13 protein-coding genes are annotated in these 17,828 nt (G+C 59.5%); 9 read left to right on the plus strand and 4 right to left on the minus strand.

Annotated elements, in window-relative coordinates; genetic code table 11:
• Window positions 1-117: 117 nt before the first annotated feature.
• From ACA053_RS13435 to ACA053_RS13450, 4 genes are all read right to left on the minus strand, one after another.
• Window positions 118-1,515 (minus strand): DUF1254 domain-containing protein, encoded by a 1,398-nt coding sequence (locus ACA053_RS13435; protein WP_497395886.1) that lies wholly within the window; start codon window positions 1,513-1,515, stop codon window positions 118-120.
• Window positions 1,516-1,541: 26 nt separating this feature from the next.
• Window positions 1,542-1,751, minus strand: a complete 210-nt coding sequence (locus ACA053_RS13440; RefSeq protein WP_497317785.1) for a hypothetical protein — start codon at window positions 1,749-1,751, stop codon at window positions 1,542-1,544.
• Between the two features lie 10 nt (window positions 1,752-1,761).
• The gene (locus ACA053_RS13445; RefSeq protein WP_256597507.1) at window positions 1,762-1,887 is read right to left on the minus strand and encodes a hypothetical protein; all 126 of its coding nucleotides are present in this window, start codon (window positions 1,885-1,887) and stop codon (window positions 1,762-1,764) included.
• 295 nt (window positions 1,888-2,182) lie between these two features.
• On the minus strand, window positions 2,183-2,608 hold the full coding sequence (locus tag ACA053_RS13450) for a YciI family protein (RefSeq protein WP_109630691.1): 426 nt from the start codon (window positions 2,606-2,608) through the stop codon (window positions 2,183-2,185).
• A 220-nt stretch (window positions 2,609-2,828) separates the two neighbouring features.
• Here ACA053_RS13450 and ACA053_RS13455 point away from each other — a divergent pair, with 220 nt between their 5' ends.
• The 9 genes from ACA053_RS13455 (at window position 2,829) to ACA053_RS13495 (ending at window position 17,810) form a co-directional block, all read left to right on the plus strand.
• Window positions 2,829-5,459 carry a pyocin-S2/colicin E7-DNase domain-containing protein gene (locus tag ACA053_RS13455; RefSeq protein WP_497395888.1) on the plus strand — a complete coding sequence of 877 codons (2,631 nt, stop codon included), beginning with the start codon at window positions 2,829-2,831 and terminating at the stop codon, window positions 5,457-5,459.
• On the plus strand, window positions 5,449-5,724 hold the full coding sequence (locus ACA053_RS13460; protein WP_497395890.1) for a bacteriocin immunity protein: 276 nt from the start codon (window positions 5,449-5,451) through the stop codon (window positions 5,722-5,724). The genes ACA053_RS13455 and ACA053_RS13460 overlap by 11 nt, the downstream gene beginning before the upstream one ends.
• A 99-nt stretch (window positions 5,725-5,823) precedes the next feature.
• Entirely contained in the window at window positions 5,824-7,383 is a 1,560-nt protein-coding gene (locus ACA053_RS13465; RefSeq protein WP_497395892.1) for an S-type pyocin domain-containing protein, read from the plus strand.
• A 56-nt stretch (window positions 7,384-7,439) separates the two neighbouring features.
• Entirely contained in the window at window positions 7,440-7,883 is a 444-nt protein-coding gene (locus tag ACA053_RS13470; protein ID WP_109630702.1) for an SRPBCC family protein, read from the plus strand.
• 247 nt (window positions 7,884-8,130) lie between these two features.
• The gene (tpx, locus tag ACA053_RS13475; protein WP_438659180.1) at window positions 8,131-8,631 is read left to right on the plus strand and encodes a thiol peroxidase; all 501 of its coding nucleotides are present in this window, start codon (window positions 8,131-8,133) and stop codon (window positions 8,629-8,631) included.
• Window positions 8,632-8,810: 179 nt separating this feature from the next.
• The gene (locus ACA053_RS13480) at window positions 8,811-10,127 is read left to right on the plus strand and encodes an MdtA/MuxA family multidrug efflux RND transporter periplasmic adaptor subunit (protein ID WP_497317793.1); all 1,317 of its coding nucleotides are present in this window, start codon (window positions 8,811-8,813) and stop codon (window positions 10,125-10,127) included.
• The gene (locus tag ACA053_RS13485; protein WP_497395894.1) at window positions 10,124-13,228 is read left to right on the plus strand and encodes an MdtB/MuxB family multidrug efflux RND transporter permease subunit; all 3,105 of its coding nucleotides are present in this window, start codon (window positions 10,124-10,126) and stop codon (window positions 13,226-13,228) included. The genes ACA053_RS13480 and ACA053_RS13485 overlap by 4 nt, the downstream gene beginning before the upstream one ends.
• On the plus strand, window positions 13,225-16,332 hold the full coding sequence (locus ACA053_RS13490; RefSeq protein WP_497395896.1) for an efflux RND transporter permease subunit: 3,108 nt from the start codon (window positions 13,225-13,227) through the stop codon (window positions 16,330-16,332). The genes ACA053_RS13485 and ACA053_RS13490 overlap by 4 nt, the downstream gene beginning before the upstream one ends.
• Window positions 16,329-17,810 carry an efflux transporter outer membrane subunit gene (locus tag ACA053_RS13495; RefSeq protein WP_109630715.1) on the plus strand — a complete coding sequence of 494 codons (1,482 nt, stop codon included), beginning with the start codon at window positions 16,329-16,331 and terminating at the stop codon, window positions 17,808-17,810. The genes ACA053_RS13490 and ACA053_RS13495 overlap by 4 nt, the downstream gene beginning before the upstream one ends.
• The last annotated feature ends 18 nt before the right edge of the window (window positions 17,811-17,828 follow it).

The raw sequence follows: 17,828 nt of genomic DNA on the forward strand, positions 1-17,828 counted from the left end.
CGTGTGCAACTCCATGAAAACCCGCGACGCGACAGCTTCCCTGAAACCGGGGGATGGTGGCAGTTTGATTTTGCGCACCCTACCTGTTTCCCGTCGAAAAGTCCTCGGGTCTTGCCTTCAGTCGCCGATCACAGGGGTCAACAGGGGCATTTCCCATTGGCCGCTGGTGACTTCCGGTTTCGGCAGGTACAGGCGTAATACCCCGAAGAACGGGCCTTCTGGCGCTGGCAGCCAGTTGCTTTGCAAGTCCTTGGACGGTGCCTCGTTTTGCAGATAAAGGGTCAGGCCACCGTCGGCGTCGAACTTGAGCTCGCGCAGCATCCGCGAGTTGATCAGATAGCGATTGATCGGGTTGGCCACCAGCAATTTGTTTTTGCCGTCGTACATCGTCAGCGACCAGAACGCATCGGCTGGGGGCAGGGCACCTTTGTCGAAATGCAGGGTGTAATCGTGTTTCGAGGCATCGAACGGTTGGCCATCCTTGTCGACGAAATAGCCGATGTAATTCGCCTCTTCGGCCGAGTTGCCGAAGATCCCCATGTTGGCGCCGGCGTAGCGGTACAGGTAATTGCCCTTGAGGTGATCGCGGGTGCCGTAGAAATCGCTGCTGGTGACCTCGTGAGTATCGACTTTGTCTTTCTTGAACCGGGCGAATTCGGCCTTGGCATCACTGATACCGTCTTCCAGGGCCTGGCGTTGTTCCGATGTGAAGTCGTGCAGTCTGAAAGGTATGCCGGCTTCGATACCGATGGTCTTGAAGCGCGCGAGCAGGTCCTGTTCCGCGTCCTGCGCCGGGGCGAAGGCCAGCATGAAGTTCAGGTAGCGGAACAGGTCCGGCGTATCGCTCATGGTCGGAGTGGGTTTCGGCCAGGCAATCTTCGGCGCGGCGGGCGGGGCCTTCTTTTTGACGTAGTGGCTCAGCGTTTCGACTTTGTAGCCTTTCTGGACTTTCTTGACCTTGGCCAGGTCCTTTTCATCGAACAGCTGCGTGCGATACAGGGCGTAGGCAATGTTGGTTTCGCTGCGCAGCATTCGATCCATTTTTATCGGTTGCTGACCCTGCCAGTTGGGGCCTGCGACCATGAAGTGTCCGCCGTTGTTCCCCGTACTGCGGGTGCCCAGGTACGCAAAGTTCTGCGTGTAGGCGTCGATCAATTGCACAGAGTAGTAACGGTGTTCGTCGATGGGCGGCAAGGTCAGCACCACCGGTTCGGCGCGCAGGTCCATCCAGACGAACGAGTAGGGCGTGTCGGCGTTGGGTGTGACGAACGCAGTGTCCTTGGCGGTGAACGCCTTCGCGGTGTTGCCGATCCGGTTGAACGGCGCCTTGAAGTTCGCGCTATTTTTGTCGACCGCCTGGGAGTAGAGGGTTTTGTACATCTCCACCACCGGGAATCCGTACAGGTAGGCTTCCTTGGCGATGCTCCGGGCTTCTTCAGGCGTGGCGGTGAAGTCGGCCCAGGCGCTGGTGCTCAGGGCGAGCGACAGCGCGGTGAGCAACAGGCGGTTATTCATAAAATTCCTTATTGAACCCTTGGGCGTCATTCCACGTCCGTTGCGTCGTCGTTTGCCGGACGGGACGGCAGATTGATCACCAGCGGACCGGCAGAGAGCCAGGGGATCGCTTCATGGGCCCGCAGACTGTTTTCCAACATCTTGCCGACTCGGGTATCGAGGTCCTGGGCACCGACGCCGCAACTGACGAACATGGTCATCAGGCTGTAGCCGGCCAAGCGAATTGCACCGTGCATAGAGATATCCTCATTTACCGAACGTGACATTGAGCCCGGCGAACAGCGTGAACTGCAGCAGGCCATCGCCTTTGCGCTCCACGGTCCATTGCGGTTCGATGAAGGCGTTGAGAATATTGGCCCCGGATTTCCACACTTTTGCGCCCCACAAATCGAGTGGGATGTAATGGGTGTCGTTCCTTACCGTTTACGACGTAATCTCTTTCCTTTCAAGCCTGTAGGACACGTCTGTTGAAGTTAGCAGCTAACTTCGGGTTAGCCAGTCGGTATGAGGGCGCATTGGATTTTTGAACAAGTTTTCGGAGTTTGTTTGTGTACTGGAGTTAATGCGAATCAGGTGGGGGGGCGCGGACAAGCTCGCGCCGGTAGGACCGAGGCTTGCCCACGAAGAACGATGATGCAGTGGTGTGCCGTTTAATGCCCTGAACGGTTCAACGCTTTTTCATCTGCTCGCGAATCCGTTCTTCCTGCTCGCGCAGTTGCGGGGTGAACTCTTCGCCGAAATCTTCGGCCCCATATATAGGGCGAATCTCGATCTCAGCTTCGGTACCCGGCATCGGATTGGGGCAGCGTTTGACCCACTCGATCGCTTCCTCTTTCGACTTGACCTCCCATATCCAATAACCGGCGATCAGCTCCTTGGTTTCGGCGAACGGGCCGTCGATGACCGTGCGTTTTTCGCCCGAGAATCGCACCCGGGCGCCTTTGCTACTCGGTTGCAGGCCGTCGCACTCAATGAGGATGCCGGCCTTGGTCAGCTCTTCGTTGTAATTGCCCATCGCGGTCATCAGTTCCTCGGTGGGCATTACACCGGCCTCGGAGTCCGGGCTGGCTTTCACAATGATCATGAATCGCATGGTCTTGTCTCCGCTGGATTGTGGGTGATTCGCTGTCTAGTCGAATAACCGGGGCCTGAATCGACAACGCTGACGAAAGTTATTTGTACGCGCCAATCTGTTTTCGACTCGCCGCCTGGATAGCTGTCGACTGTCGGTGTAATGGCCACCCTATAACTATGTACCGCACCGGACCACTGCTCCACCGACATGCTGCGCCCTACAGACAAGGAGTGACTGTATGGCACAACAAATACATAACGATGGAACGTCAGGAAGTGTCGTCATCCGGTCGGGCCCGCCCGCTTCAAGCGGTGGTTCCGGTGGAGGAGGTGGCGGCGGCGGAGGGGTTTCAGGCGGGTTCGGTAAAACCAGCAAGAAAAAGAAGAAGGCCCGAAAGCGGGCCATAGAGGCCGCTCGTCAGGCAAAGGAAAACGAGCGTGTGCAGGCAGGTATTCAAGCGCAAGCCTTGGCGGCTCAAGCTCAAGCTCAAGCTCAAGCTCAAGCTCAAGCTCAAGCTCAGGCAGCCGCGGCACAGGCTCAGGAGCAATCTCGCGTTCAGGCCTTGCACCAATTTCTCAACGGCCTGGCCCAGCGTCATGACGCTATCAGAACCGAGGTGGACCGAAGTTTTGCGGTTAAGGCCAGTCAACTCGCCCCCTCCCTTGAACATGAAATCTCCGGTGTTCGACGACCGCCGGACAGCGGTTCGAGCGAGCGTTGGCAGCTCTACACCATCACCAAGGAAAAAAACGAAATTGACGGGCTGATCGCCCGCAAAACCGCAGAGCTCAATGCAAAGAATGCGGTTGCCAGGTCCTTCGATGGACATGACCCACTCACCCGCACTTCGAACGATTACCTGACACGACTGGGTGAGTTCGGCCAGGCGCTCAACGACGGCCACCAGATCTGGGAAAACGCCTACAACGCCGCCCACGAAGCCCGGCTTCTATCCGCGCAGATAAACGCGCTTACGGATAAATCCAATGCGCTGGGCAGACATCATGCCGAGCAGACCATTGTCTGGCGTGAGCGGGAAGCGGTGTGGGAGGCGCTCCGTCAGTTTTCCGAGCAGCGCGATGCTCGAGTCCGGTTCAAGCAGCAGGCTGATGAAGACTCTCGCGTCGAACGGGTCAGGCGGGTCAACACGCTGACTGTGCCCATGTCGACGCCGGCCACCGGCGGGATGTTTTTGACCCGTGAGGGTGTGCTCGTTGCTCAGGACGTCGCGGCGGCAATCGAGGCTGCTTCCAGAGCTGCGGGCAGGCTCCTTGGCGATTTTGCTCGCATTGCAGCCAGAACAGGACCGGTATTCGTTACCGCCATGGTGTACTCGCCGACGCTTGGCAATGGCGAGCTGACGCCCGAGCAACGCAGGCGCCTGTTCCATTCAGTCGGCGTGCCGGCGCAATCGCTAGGCCTTGCTGACAGCAGCGTCTTGCAATCGATCGCTGATGCGGGCGGATCGGTTGAAATGGCCTATCGGCTCAAAGCCGAAACGGTGCCGGAAGGCACCGCGATCATCGCCGTCAGTACTGGCGGCGGCATTGACGCACAGGTTCCGGTCGTCAATGCAGTGCTCGATCTTCTGACGGGGGCCTATCACGCCGAGATCCCCGGATATCCCGGCAGGCACTTGCAGTTCACTCCAGACGTCCCCTCTCTTCGGACAACGGCGAGTCAATCCGGATTGGCGGTGATCACTGCGCAGGTCCAGAACATCCCGGAGGGTGTCGATCTACGCATACAGGATTGCATTGTGTGCGTGCCAGGCCTGCCACCGACTTACTTCTCTTTCGGTTTGCCGGCGATGGGATCTGGTGTCGTCACCGGCATCGGTCAACCCGCCGGCCTTGACTGGTGGAAAACAGCCAGCCAAGCGAGCGGTGCAGCTATCCCGGTAGAGATTGGCGATCAGTTCCGTGGCCGGGAAGTCAATTCGTTCGGGGCCTTCGATGAAACGCTGTGGCGAACAGTTGGCGAGTACCCGGCACTTGTCGCCGAATTCGATGAGGTGAACAAAAAACGCCTCGAGCAAGGCTTTGCACCCTATGCCCCGAAAAACACCTGGGTCGGTGAGCGGCGTGAATTCGAGTTGCGTTATCAAACGCTCGCAGAGCTTGGCGAAAACCCGTTCAACCTCGACAAAATCAGCATTACTACTCCGCAAAGCAGCCAAGGACGGCTGGGCATAACACCGGCAATTTTGCCTTGGCCAATACGTCCTGTTGGCGTCGGTACCTGGATACCCCTCGTTCCACCGGGGATCGAACACCTCGGTCCTACAACTTCACCGGTCATACCGTCGATTCCTGCGGTTTATCCCGGTACTCCGGCCATCCCGGTCCTACCTCAAAACGAGACGTTTCCGGCTGTTGATCAAGGTCTGGTCGGTGGCAGTATTCCCGGATTCCCGGCGGACATGGAGTTGCCTTCGTCGGATGTTCTGTTTCTTGACCGGCGGGATGATCCGGGGACTGCAACGGGGTGGGGATCCGACGTTTCAGAAGTTTGGCTTGGAGACGATGCGAGGGGAGATGGGGCGCCGATACCAGGGCAAATCGCGGACCATTTGCGGTGGAAGGAGTTTCGAAACTTTCATGGTTTCAGGCGGGCGTTTTGGAGGGCTGTTGCGGAGGATGCAGAGTTAAGTCGCCAGTTTTCTCGAAGCAATCTGGACAGAATGCGGGATGGATCTGCTCCTTTTTCGGCAGTTGTAGACCAAGCTGGTGGACGTAGGACGTTTGAACTTCACCATGAAGTTGAAGTTTCAAAAGGAGGAGATGTCTACGGCTTGGACAACCTCTCGGTGATGACCCCTAAACGTCATATTCAACTTCACATAGAGAGAAACAGTCATGATTTTTAAAAAGAGGTTGGAGGACTACACAGAGACAGAGTTCTTGGCATTTTTGGGGGAGTTTTTCCATCAGACGAGCGACCTGCGAGGGCAGGCACTGGAGGATTACAGAGATGACCTCCTTGATCATTTTGAATTGGTCTCAGAACACCCAGACCGCTCAGACGTCATTTTCTACCCCAAGGAAGGCCAGGAAGACAGTCCCGAAGGCATCCTGAAAGCAGTCAAGGAATGGCGCGCACTCAATAACAAACCCGGCTTCAAGCCGGAGTAATGCAGTCACCTCGAGCGAAAAACCATCTGCTCATCATTAATGAGCAGATGCATCTATCTTGCAGCTGTTAAGTGTCTTCTCTACAAGGAAAAACCAGGGATGGAACTCAAAGCAACACTCAAGGATTACACCGAGCCGGAATTCCAGGCGTTGGTGAACAGAATATGGGCCGTCGATTTGCCTAAAGTGGACCATGACCGACTCATCAACCACTTCGACCGGATCGTCGGCCACCCCAAAGGCGCAGATCTGTTGTTCTACCCTGCAGAGGACGATTACAACGGTCACACCACGGGCTCGGTTGTGTACTACGTCAAAGACTGGCACCACAAGAAAGGGCAGCCTGCATTCAAGGGCGAGGGCATCCCCATGCCGAGCTCCAATGCCAATTGGCCGTCCACTCCGATGACGTTTGCCCAAGTGACGCAACTGCGCATCGCTCAAAGTCTGGCAGCGGCACAAAAAGTCGTCATGGACGTGGCAACTTCCCAGAATGATGTCGAGCCAGCGTTAAGCCTTTTAGAGCGCCGTATCAAGCATCTGCGCAGCCAACAGAACGCTGAAGTGGACATCCGTGGGCGTGAGGCGGACATCCGCAGTCTCGAAATCGCTGAATTTGATACACGTCTGGTGGTCAGGCGCTACGAGTTCTGGGAAATGAGGCTCAAGTTCAAAAGGGACGCTGCCCAACGCGATTTGACTTATGGCCGCGCCGAGCAGGCACAGTGGCAAAACATCGCCCAGTTGATCACTGCCACTGAGTCTCGGTATCTGGCGACGTTGAGCGTCGTCAGGCAGCGCCTGAATCACCTGCAAATCGAGGCTGAAACGTTACTGATCAATGCGCAAACCCAACTGGTACGCCAACGCTATCAGGGCGGAGTGGGTCCCGTTCAGACCCCGGGCCTTTTGTTGGCGTCACTGGGCCACGTCAATTCGCGGCCCGGCGTCTGGATCGATGGGGCGCTTTCGCAGCCAATGGAAACTTACCGGGTCGCTCTGCAAAAATCGGTGCGTTCTGCGGTGGCAGAATTTACCTGGCAGATCACCTCCGGTACCGAAGCCCATCAGGGGCAATACGCGGCGGTTCTACGAATGGAATTTTCAAGTCGCGCCGAGGTTGGCAGGTATGTGGTGTGTGTGCCTTTGCACGAGTTCCAGCCCATCGAGGGGCATGATTGGCACGACCTTGCAGCAAACGCGGCAGACGTGGACATTGCTTTCAGGATGATCAGCGGTACATACGATGTTCCCGCAGGGACGCTGTCTCAAGGCGTGAGATTGATAAGCACGCTGTTACAGGTGGCCATAACGCCAACGAATGGCAACACCTTGTCGTCCAAAGTGAGGGTGCGCCCCGCGGTCTGGAAGGACTCGATGCAAGCTTACTGTCTCACCGCCGATGGACCGGCCCCGGTCACTGTCAGCTGGCGCGCACCTGCGGCGCTTGAAACCACACCGGACCAGGGGTCGACCACCGAGTATCGCCTGGGGTTTTTGCAATCTCCGCCTGTTCCGTTATTGGAGCCATTTGATGGCACGAGCGAGATCAAATTCGATGACTACATCGTTGTCTTCCCGACAGGCTCCGGGGTGGACCCCCTTTACGTCATGTTCCGGGACAGAAGAGAGTTTCCGACCCCCGAAACCATAAATTGATGTGCCTGCCACGCTTGCCACTTCACTTCCTGCCAAACAATGGAATGTCACTGCAAATGCCTGTGTTGCAAATTACTACGCTCATCCCCGGCCGGACACCGGCGCAAGTCCTCGATTACTGCCTGGAAGGTGTCAACTTTCCGAAGATCTTCCCGGGGCGGGTGACGCTATTAAGCAATATCGACTTAAGCAATCTTCGAATCGAAGCCGGGCGCCAGTTCCGTTTTCGACACTGGATGTTCAATTTCATACCTGCCGATTGGACCGTGGTGATTCGCGAGGTTGGCGAGCATCATTTCATCGATGAAATGCTCAAGGGACCAATGGCTGCCTTTCGTCATGAACACCGGGTGGAGACGGGAGAGGGCGGTACGCTGTACACCGATCATGTGACGTATTCGGCTTTCGGTGGCGCGTTGACAGAGGCGCTACTGGTAAATGCGTATATGCGCCGGATCTTCGAGGCGCGACACCGCAATATGTTGCGGTTGCTGGCCTGACCCCGACCCTGTGGACCTTGTGGCGAGGGGGCTTGCCCCCGTTGGGTCGCGAAGCCTCCCCATAGCCGAAGTTCAGGGGACTGCTGCGCAGTCCAACGGGGGCAAGCCCCCTCGCCACAAAGGCTCGCTCCCATCAGGGATTTGGGTTGTATACAAGTTTTGTACAGGGGATAGGTCGTCGGACCATTTCGTGGTTAACTTCGGCCTCTTCAAAATTCTCCACAACAACGTCAGAAGGACTCCGTTCATGGCTCAAGTCACTCTTAAAGGCTCCCCGGTTCAAGTCAACGGCCAATTGCCACAAGCCGGTTCCAAGGCGCCAGCCTTTTCCCTGGTTGCCGGCAATCTGTCCGACGTGACCCTGGCGAACTTCGCCGGCAAGCGCAAAGTGCTGAACATCTTCCCAAGCGTCGACACCCCGACCTGCGCCACTTCGGTACGCAAGTTCAACGCCCAGGCCAACGACATCGCCAACACCGTAGTGCTGTGCATCTCGGCTGACCTGCCGTTCGCTCAAGCACGCTTCTGCGGCGCCGAAGGCCTGGACAACGTTCAGAACCTGTCGACCCTGCGCGGTGCCGAGTTCATCGAGAACTACGGCGTGGCCATCGCTGACGGCCCGCTCAAAGGCCTGACTGCCCGTGCCGTCGTAGTGCTGGACGAGAACGACAACGTGCTGCACAGCGAACTGGTCAAGGAAATCGCTGAAGAGCCGAACTACGAAGCGGCACTGGCCGTTCTGAAATAAGTAAAGCATTACAATTGTTAACGGCCTGGCCCTGTCCAGGCCGTTTTCATTTGTGCTTCAGTGTCTTAGATAAACCTCCTGTTACGTAAGCCGAAGGTAAATTGCCGGTAAAGGCGCTTTGCTTAATACCCACCAGTGCTTATCGTTCAGCCTCCTGTAGAAAGAAGCTCACGCGCCCAATGGTTGATCATTCCATGCAATCCTCCGCTTCCCGTAAACCTCGTCGCTGGCTCCTCGGCCTGCTTGTCCTGTTGGTCATCGCTGGCCTGTGCTGGAAATTCTGGCCCGCCGGTACTGCCAACAAGGACGGCGCTGCGCCGAAAGCCGTGGCCGGCCACACCGGCAAGTCGGGGGGGATGCGTCCGGGCTTCGGCGGGGCGACCGGGCCGATCCCGGTGCGCGTGGCGCCGGCGGTCAAGGGAGATTTCCCGTTGTACTACAAGGCGCTGGGCACCGTTACCGCGCTGAACACCATCAATGTGCGCAGCCGGGTTGGCGGCGAATTGATGAAGATCTCTTTCGAAGAAGGGCAGATGGTCAAGGCCGGCGACCTGCTGGCTGAAATCGACCCGCGTCCTTACCAGAACGCCTTGCTCCAGGCCGAAGGCACGCTGCTGCAGAACCAGGCACAGTTGAAAAACGCTCAGGTCGACGTCGAGCGTTATCGCGGCCTGTTCAAGGAAGACAGCATCGCCAAGCAAACCCTGGACACCGCCGAAGCACTGGTCGGTCAGTACCAGGGCACGGTCAAGACCAACCAGGCGGCGGTCAACGACGCCAAGCTCAATCTCGAATTCACCAAGATCCGCGCCCCGATTGCCGGGCGTGTGGGCCTGCGGCAGCTGGACGTCGGTAACCTGGTGGCGGCCAACGACACCACGGCGCTGGCGATCATCACCCAGACCCAGCCGATCAGCGTCGCCTTCACCTTGCCGGAAAACAGCCTCGACGTCGTACTGGCGCGCTATCGCGCCGGCGCCAAACTGCCGGCCGAAGCCTGGGACCGTGGCGACACCAAGTTGCAGGCCACCGGCGTGTTGCAGAGCCTGGACAACCAGATCGACGTGACCACCGGCACCCTGAAATTCAAGGCGCGCTACGAGAACCGTGATCAGGCGCTGTTTCCCAACCAGTTCGTCAACGTCCATCTGCTGGCCGACACCCTCAAAGATGTGGTGCTCGCACCTTCCGCGGCGATTCAGTTCGGCACCAACGGCACCTTCGTCTACGCCCTGGACGGCGACAAGAAAGTCGCGATCCGTCAGTTGAAAGTCGGCGCCAGTGACGGTGAAAACACCGTGATCACCGAAGGCCTGGCCCCCGGAGATCGCGTGGTCCTCGAAGGCACCGACCGCCTGAAGGAAGGCAGCGAAGTGGAAGTGGTCAACGACACCAAGGACGTGCCGACCACCCCGACCGGCCACCTGCAAGGCAAATCGGCGGCCAGCTCGACTGAGCCGGCGACCACCGACAAGGCGAAAAAGGGCGGCGCATGAACATCTCGCGGCTGTTCATCCTTCGCCCGGTCGCCACCACGCTGAGCATGCTGGCCATCATCCTGGCCGGCGTGATCGCCTATCGGCTGCTGCCGGTGTCGGCATTGCCTCAGGTGGATTACCCGACCATCCGCGTCATGACGCTGTATCCCGGCGCGAGCCCGGATGTCATGACCAGCGCCGTGACCGCGCCGCTGGAGCGTCAGTTCGGGCAAATGCCCGGGCTGACCCAGATGGCATCGACCAGCTCTGGCGGCGCTTCGGTGCTGACCCTGCGTTTCAGCCTCGACATCAACATGGACGTCGCCGAGCAGCAGGTGCAAGCCGCGATCAACGCCGCGACCAATCTGCTGCCCAAAGACTTGCCGGCGCCGCCGGTGTACAACAAGGTCAACCCGGCGGACACCCCGGTGCTGACCTTGGCCATCACCTCCAAAACCATGCTGTTGCCCAAGCTCAATGATTTGGTCGACACGCGCATGGCGCAGAAAATCGCCCAGATCAGCGGCGTCGGCATGGTCAGCATTGCCGGCGGCCAGCGTCAGGCGGTGCGGATCAAGGTCAACCCGGAAGCGTTGGCGGCCAATGGCTTGAACCTGTCGGACGTGCGGACCCTGATCGGCGCGTCCAACGTCAACCAGCCCAAGGGCAACTTCGACGGCCCGACCCGGGTGTCGATGCTCGATGCCAACGATCAACTGACCTCGCCCAAGGACTATGCCAACCTGATCCTGGCCTACGCCAACGGCGCGCCGTTACGCCTCAAGGACGTGGCCGAGATCGTCGACGGCGCAGAAAACGAACGTCTGGCAGCGTGGGCCAATGAAAACCAGGCCGTGTTGCTGAACATTCAGCGTCAACCCGGGGCCAACGTCATTGAAGTGGTCGACCGGATCAAGGCCTTGCTGCCGAGCATCACCGACAACCTGCCGGCCGGTCTCGACGTTACGGTCCTCACCGACCGCACCCAGACCATCCGCGCCTCGGTCACCGACGTGCAACACGAATTGTTGATCGCCATCGCGCTGGTGGTGATGGTCACGTTCCTGTTCCTGCGTCGGGCCAGTGCCACGATCATTCCGTCGGTGGCCGTGCCGCTGTCGTTGATCGGCACCTTCGGCGTGATGTACCTCGCCGGTTTCTCGGTCAACAACCTGACCCTGATGGCCCTGACCATTGCCACCGGTTTCGTGGTGGACGATGCGATCGTGATGCTGGAGAACATTTCCCGGTTTATCGAAGAAGGGGACAGTCCCTTGAATGCCGCGCTCAAGGGCGCCAAGCAGATCGGCTTCACCCTGATTTCCCTGACCCTGTCGCTGATCGCGGTACTGATTCCGCTGCTGTTCATGGCCGACGTGGTAGGGCGGCTATTCCGCGAGTTCGCCATCACCCTGGCGGTGGCGATCCTGATTTCCCTGGTCGTGTCCCTGACCCTGACGCCGATGATGTGCGCGCGGTTGCTCAAGCGTGAGCCCAAGGAAGAAGAACAGGGCCGTTTCTACCGCGCCAGTGGCGCGACAATTGATTGGATGATCGCGGCTTACGGGCGCAAGTTAAAGTGGGTTCTCAAGCATCAGCCGCTGACATTGCTGGTGGCAATCGGCACGTTGGCGCTGACGGTGCTCCTGTACATGGTCGTGCCCAAGGGCTTTTTCCCGGTGCAGGACACGGGCGTTATCCAGGGCATCTCCGAGGCGCCGCAGTCGATTTCCTTTGCTGCGATGAGCGAGCGTCAGCAGGAACTGGCCAAGGTCATCCTGGCCGATCCGGCGGTGGAAAGCCTGTCGTCCTACATCGGCGTCGACGGTGACAACTCGACGCTCAACAGCGGTCGGCTGCTGATCAACCTCAAGTCCCACAGCAACCGCGACCTGAGCGCCACCGAAGTGATCGCCCGCCTGCAACCGGAACTGGACAAGCTGGTCGGTATTCGCCTGTTCATGCAGCCGGTGCAGGACCTGACCATTGAAGACCGCGTCAGCCGCACGCAATACCAGTTCAGCATGTCGTCGCCGGATTCCGAGTTGCTCAGCCTGTGGAGCGGTCGTCTGGTAGACGCACTGGCGCAACGGCTTGAGTTGACCGACGTCGCCAGCGACCTGCAGGACAAGGGCTTGCAGGTCTATCTGGTGATCGACCGCGATGCAGCGTCGCGGGTCGGTGTATCGGTGTCGAACATCACCGATGCGCTGTACGACGCCTTCGGCCAGCGGCAGATTTCAACTATTTACACCCAGGCCAGCCAATACCGCGTGGTGCTGCAATCGCAGTCCGGCGAGAAGATTGGCCCGGACGCGTTGAACCAGATTCACGTCAAGACCACCGACGGCGGGCAAGTGCGCCTGTCCAGCCTGGCGCACATCGAGGAGCGGCAGGCGCAGTTGGCGATCACGCATATCGGCCAGTTCCCGGCGGTGATGATGTCGTTCAACCTGGCACCCGGCGTGGCGCTGGGGCATGCGGTGGAAATCATCGAGCAGGTGCAGAAAGACATCGGCATGCCGATTGGCGTGCAGACTCAGTTCCAGGGCGCGGCCGAGGCGTTCCAGGCCTCGTTGTCGAGCACCTTGCTGCTGATTCTCGCGGCGGTGGTGACCATGTACATCGTGCTCGGCGTGCTCTACGAGAGCTACATCCACCCGATCACCATTCTCTCGACCTTGCCCTCGGCGGCGGTCGGCGCCTTGCTGGCGCTGCTGCTGAGCGGCAATGACCTGGGGATGATCGCGATCATCGGCATCATTTTGCTGATTGGCATTGTGAAAAAGAACGCGATCATGATGATCGACTTCGCCCTCGACGCTGAACGCAACCAGAGCATGGACCCGGAAACAGCGATCTATCAAGCGGCGCTGTTGCGTTTCCGGCCGATTTTGATGACCACGTTGGCCGCGTTGTTTGGCGCGGTGCCGTTGATGCTGGCCACTGGTTCCGGCGCGGAATTGCGCCAGCCGTTGGGTCTGGTAATGGTCGGTGGCCTGTTGTTGAGCCAGGTGCTGACGCTGTTCACCACGCCGGTGATCTATCTGTATTTTGACCGCCTCGGCCGGCGCTGGGGTCGCAAGTCTGAAGCCGCGGAAGCGGTCGAGCAGCCATGAACCTGTCCGGACCTTTCATCAAGCGCCCGGTCGCGACCATGTTGCTGAGCCTGGCGATCATGCTGCTGGGCGGCGTGAGCTTCGGCCTGTTGCCGGTGGCGCCGTTGCCGCAGATGGACTTTCCGGTGATCGTGGTCCAGGCCAGTCTGCCGGGCGCCAGCCCTGAAGTGATGGCCTCGACCGTGGCGACGCCGCTGGAGCGCTCCTTCGGCGCCATCGCCGGCGTCAACACCATGAGCAGCCGCTCCAGCCAGGGCTCGACCCGGGTGATTTTGCAGTTCGACCTCGACCGCGACATCAACGGCGCGGCCCGGGAAGTGCAGGCGGCGATCAACGCCTCGCGCAACCTGCTGCCGAGCGGGATGCGCAGCATGCCGACCTACAAGAAGGTCAACCCGTCCCAGGCACCGATCATGGTGCTGTCGCTGACCTCCGATGTGCTGGAAAAAGGCCAGCTCTACGATTTGGCCTCGACCATTCTTTCCCAGAGCCTGTCCCAGGTGCAGGGCGTCGGTGAAGTGCAGATCGGCGGCAGCTCCTTGCCGGCGGTGCGCATCGAGCTTGAACCCCAGGCGCTCAACCAGTACGGCGTGGCCCTGGACGATGTGCGCAACACCATCGCCAACGCCAACGTGCGCCGGCCCAAGGGCTCAGTCGAAGACGGTCAGCGGTTGTGGCAGGTGCAGGCCAACGATCAACTGGAGAAAGCCAAGGATTACGAGTCGCTGATCATCCACTACGCGGACGGCGCGGCGTTGCGTCTGAGGGACGTGGCCAAGGTCAGCGATGGCGTCGAGGACCGCTACAACAGCGGCTTCTTCAACAATGACGCGGCGGTGCTGCTGGTGATCAACCGCCAGGCCGGTGCGAACATCATCGAGACGGTCAACGAAATCAAGGCGCAGTTGCCAGCGTTGCAGGCGGTGCTGCCGGCCAGCGTCAAATTGAACCTGGCAATGGACCGGTCACCAGTGATCAAGGCGACCTTGCACGAAGCGGAAATGACTCTGCTGATCGCCGTGGCGCTGGTGATTCTGGTGGTGTTCCTGTTTCTCGGTAACTTCCGCGCCTCGCTGATTCCGACCTTGGCGGTGCCGGTGTCGCTGGTCGGCACCTTTGCGGTGATGTACCTCTACGGATTTTCCCTTAACAACCTGTCGTTGATGGCGCTGATCCTGGCCACGGGGCTGGTGGTGGACGACGCCATCGTGGTGCTGGAGAACATTTCCCGGCACATCGACGAAGGCGTACCGCCGATGAAAGCCGCGTACCTGGGGGCTGAGGAGGTCGGCTTTACGTTGCTGTCGATGAACGTCTCGCTGGTGGCGGTGTTCCTGTCGATCCTGTTCATGGGCGGGATTGTCGAAAGCCTGTTCCGCGAGTTTTCCATCACGTTGGCGGCGTCCATCGTGGTCTCGCTGATAGTCTCATTGACACTGACGCCGATGCTTTGCGCCCGTTGGCTCAAGCCGCACACGCCGGGGCAGGAAAACCGTTTGCAGCGCTGGAGTCAGCGGGCCAACGAGTGGATGGTCGGCAAATACGCGACCAGCCTCGATTGGGTATTGCGTCACCGCCGGTTGACTTTGCTCAGCCTGATCGTGACGGTCGGCGTTAACATCGCCCTGTATGTCGTTGTTCCTAAAACTTTTATGCCGCAACAGGATACCGGTCAACTGATCGGTTTCGTGCGCGGCGACGACGGTCTGTCGTTCAGCGTGATGCAGCCGAAAATGGAAATCTTCCGCCGCGCCGTGCTCAAGGACGACGCGGTGCAAAGCGTCGCCGGTTTCATCGGCGGCACCAACGGCACCAACAACGCCTTCATGCTGGTGCGCTTGAAACCGATCAAGGAACGCAACATTTCCGCGCAGAAAGTCATCGAGCGCCTGCGTAAGGAAATGCCCAAGGTCGCTGGCGCGCAATTGATGCTGATGGCCGATCAGGACCTGCAATTCGGCGGCGGTCGTGAACAAACCACGTCGCAGTATTCCTACATCCTGCAAAGCGGCGACCTCGGTGATTTGCGCGAGTGGTACCCGAAAGTCGTCACCGCTCTGAAAGCGTTGCCGGAGCTGACGGCGATTGATGCCCGTGAAGGGCGGGGGGCACAGCAAGTGACCCTGATCGTCGATCGCGATCAGGCCAAGCGCCTGGGCGTCGACATGGACATGGTCACCTCGGTACTGAACAACGCTTACAGCCAGCGGCAGATCTCGACGATTTACGACAGTCTCAATCAGTACCAAGTGGTGATGGAGGTCAATCCGAAATACGCCCAGGACCCGATCACGCTCAAGCAAGTGCAAGTGATCACCGCCGACGGTGCGCGGATTCCGCTGTCGACCATTGCCCATTACGAAAACAGCCTGGAAGACGACCGGGTCAGCCACGAAGGCCAGTTCGCCTCCGAAAGCATTGCCTTCGACATGGCGGAAGGCGTCACGGTGGAGCAGGGCAGTGCCGCCATTGAGCGCGCGATTGCCAAGGTCGGCCTGCCGGAAAGTGTGATCGCGAAAATGGCCGGCACCGCCGATGCCTTTGCGGCCACGCAGAAGAGCCAGCCGTGGATGATTCTCGGCGCACTGGTGGCGGTGTATCTGGTGCTGGGTGTGCTGTATGAAAGCTACATCCATCCGCTGACCATCTTGTCCACGTTGCCGTCGGCCGGGGTCGGCGCGTTGCTGTCGATTTATGCGCTGGGTGGTGAGTTCAGCCTGATTTCGTTGCTCGGGTTGTTCCTGCTGATCGGCGTGGTGAAGAAAAACGCCATTCTGATGATCGACCTGGCGCTGCAATTGGAGCGTCATCAGGGCATGGCTCCGCTGGAGTCGATTCGCAGTGCTTGCCTGCAACGTCTGCGACCGATTCTGATGACCACCCTGGCGGCGATCCTCGGCGCGTTGCCGTTGCTGCTGAGCCGTGCCGAAGGGGCGGAAATGCGTCAGCCGCTGGGTCTGACCATCATTGGCGGGCTGATCTTCAGCCAGGTGTTGACCCTTTACACCACCCCGGTGGTTTACCTCTATCTCGATAAACTGCGCCATCGCTTCAACAAATGGCGTGGAGTGCGTACCGATGCTGCTCTGGAAACTCCGCTATGACTGACCGTTCGCTTATCAATCTGGCCACGCCGTTGGCCGCAGCCCGGGGCTCGCGCTTGCTGAGCCTGGCGCTGTGCGTGGCGATGCTCAGCGCTTGCGCTGTCGGCCCCGACTACCAGCGCCCGCCAGCCGCCGCGCCGGTGCAATACAAGGAAGCCGCCGGCTGGCGTCAGGCCAGCCCGAGTGATTCCCTGGCCCGCGGCGCCTGGTGGGAGTTGTATGGCGATCAGCAGCTCAATGGCCTGATCGAAAAACTCAACAGCTCCAACCAGACCGTCGCCCAGTCTGAAGCCCAGTACCGTCAGGCCCAGGCCTTGGTGCGCAGCGCCCGGGGTGCGTTTTTCCCGACGGTGGATCTGACCGTCGGGAAAAACCGCTCCAGCCAGGGCACCGGCAGCAGCAGTTCAAGCCTGACCAGTTCCTCCAGCGGTATTCGTGACACCTACACGGCGCAAGCCGGGGTCAGTTGGGAAGCGGACATCTGGGGCAAGTTGCGCCGAGGCCTTGAAGCCGACACCGCCAACGCCGAGGCCAGTTTTGCGGATCTGGCGGCGATGCGCCTCAGTCAGCAATCGGAGCTGGTGCAGAACTACCTGCAACTGCGGGTGATTGACGAACAAAAGCGCCTGCTGGAAGCGACCGTCGAGGCCTATCAGCGCTCGCTGAAAATGACCGAAAACCAGTACCGCGCCGGCGTCTCCGGCAAGGACGCGGTGGCCCAGGCGCAAACGCAGCTCAAAAGCACCCAGGCGGACATGGTCGACCTGATCTGGCAACGTGCTCAGTTCGAAAACGCCATTGCCGTGCTGATCGGGCTACCGCCAGCCGAGTTCGACCTGGCCGAAACCAAGAATATTCCGGCGTTGCCCGAAGTACCGCTGGGCCTGCCTTCGCAGTTGCTCGAGCGTCGCCCGGACATCGCTTCCGCCGAGCGTTCGGTGATGGCGGCCAACGCCAACATCGGCGTGGCCAAGGCTGCCTACTACCCGGACCTGACCCTGAGTCTGAATGGCGGTTATAGCAGCAGCACCTATGCCAACTGGATCAGCGTGCCGAACCGCTTCTGGTCGGTGGGGCCGCAACTGGCCATGACCCTGTTCGATGGCGGCCAGCGATCTGCCGAGGTCGATCGCAGCGAGGCCGCTTACGACGAAACCGTCGCCAAGTACCGCCAGACCGTGCTCGATGGTTTTCGCGAGGTGGAAAACTACCTGGTGCAACTCAAGGTGCTGGAAGACGAAGCCGGCGTGCGCCAGGAAGCACTGGATGCCGCGCGTGAATCCCTTCGTTTGACGCAAAACCAGTACAAGGCCGGGGTGATTGCGTACCTGGACGTGGTGGTTGTCCAGGCCACCGCGTTGAGTAATGAACGCAGCGTGTTGAGCCTGTTACAGAGTCGGTTGATTGCCAGTGTGCAGCTGATTGCGGCGCTGGGTGGTGGCTGGGACGGAGCGCTCCAGGTAAGCGAAAACAAATAGCGCGATCCCTGTAGCAGC

The organism is Pseudomonas sp. LBUM1672 (genome assembly GCF_059695655.1).